Origin of the sequence: Bacillus sp. 220_BSPC, from assembly GCF_001054655.1 — a bacterium.
In the GTDB taxonomy this organism is placed as follows: domain Bacteria; phylum Bacillota; class Bacilli; order Bacillales; family DSM-1321; genus Peribacillus; species Peribacillus frigoritolerans.
Genome location: NZ_JVPL01000112.1, coordinates 1 through 4270 on the forward strand (window position 1 = coordinate 1; position 4270 = coordinate 4270).

General features: G+C 39.5%; 5 protein-coding genes and 1 riboswitch. Of the genes, 2 read left to right on the forward strand and 3 right to left on the reverse strand.

All coding sequences use genetic code 11. The annotated features are described in order from the left end of the window. Positions 1–96: 96 nt before the first annotated feature. Positions 97–801 carry a DUF421 domain-containing protein gene (locus ADA55_RS07555; RefSeq protein WP_048681478.1) on the reverse strand — a complete coding sequence of 235 codons (705 nt, stop codon included), beginning with the start codon at positions 799–801 and terminating at the stop codon, positions 97–99. A gap of 228 nt (positions 802–1029) precedes the next feature. Further along, positions 1030–1130, forward strand: a riboswitch (purine riboswitch). On the opposite strand from ADA55_RS07555, the gene ADA55_RS30965 reads away from it, so the two are divergent. Both ADA55_RS30965 and ADA55_RS07560 read left to right on the forward strand, forming a co-directional pair. After that, positions 1120–1248 carry a hypothetical protein gene (locus ADA55_RS30965; protein WP_264370998.1) on the forward strand — a complete coding sequence of 43 codons (129 nt, stop codon included), beginning with the start codon at positions 1120–1122 and terminating at the stop codon, positions 1246–1248. Its footprint overlaps the riboswitch before it by 11 nt. Before the next feature lie 57 nt (positions 1249–1305). Continuing rightward, on the forward strand, positions 1306–2499 hold the full coding sequence (locus ADA55_RS07560) for a nucleoside transporter C-terminal domain-containing protein (RefSeq protein ID WP_048681487.1): 1194 nt from the start codon (positions 1306–1308) through the stop codon (positions 2497–2499). Between the two features lie 76 nt (positions 2500–2575). Here the strand turns inward: ADA55_RS07560 and ADA55_RS07565 are convergent, their stop codons facing one another. Together ADA55_RS07565 and ADA55_RS07570 are read right to left on the reverse strand one after the other, a co-directional pair. After that, on the reverse strand, positions 2576–3718 hold the full coding sequence (locus ADA55_RS07565) for a CAP domain-containing protein (protein ID WP_048681481.1): 1143 nt from the start codon (positions 3716–3718) through the stop codon (positions 2576–2578). A gap of 39 nt (positions 3719–3757) precedes the next feature. Next, a complete protein-coding gene (locus ADA55_RS07570) occupies positions 3758–4063 on the reverse strand; it encodes a hypothetical protein (protein WP_048681484.1) in 306 nt (101 codons plus the stop codon). Between the last annotated feature and the right edge of the window lie 207 nt (positions 4064–4270).

Here is a 4270-nt window from a genome sequence, read left to right on the forward strand (position 1 = left end):
AAGCTGCCTAGGCTTTTTTTAAACTGTCCTTTACAAAGGGTACATTTCAAGTAGGCTTTACACAATACTTGAGGGGATTTTATTTTGGCTGTAAATCTATTTGTAGAAAAAGACCTTTAAGGTATCGTTATTATCAAGAGTTGCCAATAAAATATCGTTCACATCGGCATTATATGTTATTTTGATTCTGTTTTTCAGCCATGCTTCGTCTTTACCGCCCCGATTCAATTCTTTAGAATCAATCTTTCCCTCTTTAATAATCGTTTTAGGAAAAGTGAAGGCATTTGTTGTTAGGTGCATATCTGCTGGGGTTACTGCTTCATATTGGGGATCTAAAAACAATGAAATGGTACCGCCCGGTTCCCATAGCGCGAGGGATACTTTTTGAATATCTTCGACTTTTTCTTTTCTTAATTCCGATAATAAAACATCGATGGAGATTCTGGCCCTTACTAAGCTTTTGTAAATGATTTGTCCATTTTCGATAAGCGGAAAGGGGTCTGAGTCAAAAAACCTTCGGAGTGTGCCCCACTTAAGTCCCGCAAACACACTCATTATATATAAAATGATCAATACACTGGTTGTTATCATGGAGCCCTTCAAACCTAACTGTTCATCAGATAAAGGGTGGGCAAGAATGTTTCCAATAATTAAAGCCATAATGAAATCAAGTAATCTTAACTGCGAAATGGACCGTTGTCCCATCAATTTTACCGAAAGAAGCAAGAAGAAGAATGAAATAATGGCTCTTAAGATCCACTGGATTGCAGTAAGAGTTTCCTGGCTATTAAAAAAATCCACAAAAATTCACGTCCTAATTTCCAATAGAGGAGATGTAATGGGAAGCTTATTTAAAGACCACTTTAGTTGGGGCCGTTTATAGTTTTAGCTAGCTCCTTCATAAGTATTACCCAACATTGCGCTTCGGAGACTTTATTGACTGTTTTCGAAAAATTTATATTAATATAACAACTTTAAAACGTATTGTAATTAAAAATAAACTGATTTAAAATGATATCTTTCCTGAGAAATTTATTTAAAAAATATCCTTGTATAATATCAGTGACAATGGTCTGATAGTTTCTACCTGGCAGCCGTAATGCCGGACTACAAGGAAGTATGAAAATAGAAGAGATGAACAGGTTAATGTTGGTTCGCTTGAAAAAAGCTTATCCTAAAAAACATGCTTCGATGAAAGCTCTTACTTTTTCACACTTTCTTGCTGCGGCTGAAGGTGTAAAAAGGTGAGGGCTTTTTATATAAAAAAAACGAATGGGAAATGATATAGCTAAAGGGGATGAAAGCATGCTTTTCTTATTGAATATACTAGGTGTTTTAGTTGTAATGGGCATCGTTTATCTTTGTTCACCTAATAAAAGGAACGTTAAGTGGAAAGCCATACTTACCTTGCTGGTTCTTGAATTGCTTATCACATGGTTCATGTTATCGACAAAAATAGGGGCATGGGTCATCAATCTGATCGCTTCATTCTTTACCTGGTTGATTGAATGTGCGAATGAAGGGATTTCTTTTGTCTTTCCTTCGCTTATGGCAAATGAACAAGTGGATTTCTTTTTCAGCGCATTGATGCCGATTATCTTCATTATCACGTTTTTTGATGTTTTATCGTATTTCGGTATACTTACGTGGATCATTGATAAAGTGGGATGGCTCATTTCAAAAGTATCCGGTTTGCCGAAACTTGAGAGTTTCTTTTCGATTCAGATGATGTTCCTTGGAAATACGGAGGCGCTTGCCGTACTCCGCCTTCAACTCAGTGCGATTAAGGATCAGCGTCTTTTGACATTTGGAATCATGAGCATGAGCAGCATAAGCGGTTCAATCATTGGAGCCTACCTGTCCATGGTACCGGCAACCTTTGTTTTTGTAGCGATACCTTTGAACTGCTTAAATGCTTTGCTGATAGCTAATATGCTGAATCCCGTCGATGTCAGTAAAGAAGAAGATGTCGTTTATGTACCTTCTAAAGAGGAACGTAAAGATTTCTTTTCCACCATTTCCAACAGTATGCTGGTTGGGGCCAAAATGGTCTTCGTCATCATGGCAATGGTTATCGGCTATGTGGCGTTGACGGCCAGCGTAAACGGCATTTTCGGCTTCTTCGTGGATGGATTGACCATTCAAAAGATTTTCTCTGTCATTTTTAGTCCATTTGCATTCTTGCTTGGATTAACTGGACAGGATGCCATGTATGTCGCTCAATTGATGGGAATCAAGCTTGCCACGAATGAGTTCGTTGCCTTGCTCGACCTAAAGGATAAAGTCAGTACACTGCCTCCGCATACAGTCGCTGTTGCTGTCACTTATTTGACGTCATTTGCCAACTTCAGTACAGTGGGCATGATCTACGGAACATTCAATTCCATCCTCAATGATGAGAAATCGAACATTATCGGAAGGAATGTTTGGAAGCTGTTGGTTAGCGGGATGGCTGTTTCCCTGTTAAGTGCCATGGTCGTTGGATTATTCGTTTGGTGATTTAAAACATGGGCATCCATTTGGATGTCCCATCTGAAAAAAGCTGTGCAGGATTTTCCATGCACAGCTTTTTCGTTTATTTCGTCAAATAGTTCTCTGTATAGTATGGTTTATTTTCCTCATCGAAGGCAACTCCGACACCGAGGGATTCAAAATCTTTCTGTAATTTGTTTTCCCTGTGTCCAATGGAGTTCATTAGGCCTTCATGGGCAAAGATACTGCTATTCTGACCGGCAGCCAGGTTCTCCCCCGCCATTCGAAAATTGATTTTGTCATCTTCCATCCGGTCAAAAGGGGATTCCCCTTCAAGGTTTGTATGGTTGAAGTAATGATTCACGGCCATATCTGCACTATGATCCTGTGCAGTGACCTTCACTCGTTTATCCCATGTTAGCACGGAGAGATCATGATTGACCCGTGATGCATTGGTCAAATCGAATAATTGATATTCAAAGCCCTTCTTTAATCCGGGGCCGGCTTCTGCAAAATAGCCGCTCTTTTGCTTTTCGAGTTTTGCGTCGATGATTTGGATTGCCGTGACTGTATTTTTCTCATGTTTGTCATAAAAAATGGTCACATAGCTATTATCCATTTCGAACATATCGTATTCGCCGCCGTCACTTCGAATCTGGTAATAGACGTTTCCTTTAAGCAGTTTTGTTACAGGCTCCGCCATTTTCCCGGTCACGGTTTCTTTTGGTGTACCGCGTTTAATGCCTTCCTTTGAGGAAATCAAATCTTGGTTCGTATATAAACCAACAACTTTATTGTTATTATCGTAGGCAACCATGAAGAAGTTTTGATAATTTTCGTGATAGGCAAACCAGTCCACGCCATATTCATTCCGCGTATTCCGCTTAGCTTCACCAGCCATTTTTTCTACATCATCCTTCGTGTCGCCAATTTCGATATTACGGACTGAAAAGGATGCATCAGCAGGTGCTTCCAGTGCTGGTTTTTTCACTTTTTCCGTTTCCTGAGATTCTTTTTCAGAAGCGGTATCCAATGTTTCCGTCAGCGAGCCAATCAGGCTGCTGACTCCAGTACTCAGTTTTTCCAAGGCTGTCGTAACCTCGGGCCCGTTTATAACTGAACGAACATCTGATGCAAAGGCACTAACCCCGGCTTTGAATCCAGACTCCTGAATATCTTTACCATAGCCATACCATAATCCAGAGAGTAGGAGTATGAGGACCACAATATTAAACAATTTACGCAAATCGTTCACTCCTGCTCTATCCAGGATATAGAATCCCGATTAATGAAAGATCATCTGCAGCACACTTAAAACAGGTGGGGCACCTAACAAAAATAGTGAACACATAATGAGTATTTGCGAGACCATTTTTGGAAGCTTTTCTTTCCCTTTTCCCGAATACCAGCCACTGAACTGAAGTTTATTTCTATACCAGACGAATAATAAAAGCAGTATCGCAATCGAGCCTAGCCAGCCATACTGAGTCACTCCTATGTTTATATATATGCCGTTTACAATGCTCGAAATGATTGTTCCGGTTATCCCGAATATTAATATGATGCGTAACAATTCTAATAAGACTTTCATATGTCACTCCTTGGTTAGACCATTATACTTCTTCGATTACAAAATAAAAAATTTAAATGATTTGGCATTACATATTATACCAAAAATAAAGAGGGGAATAAAACAGGTGACCTCTTTCGAAGGTGAAATTTTCATTATTATTTAGGCTGTTTTCACATTGCTATTTACCAGGTAGTGAGTTGTGGTTGATTTCCCCTCCAGATGCTC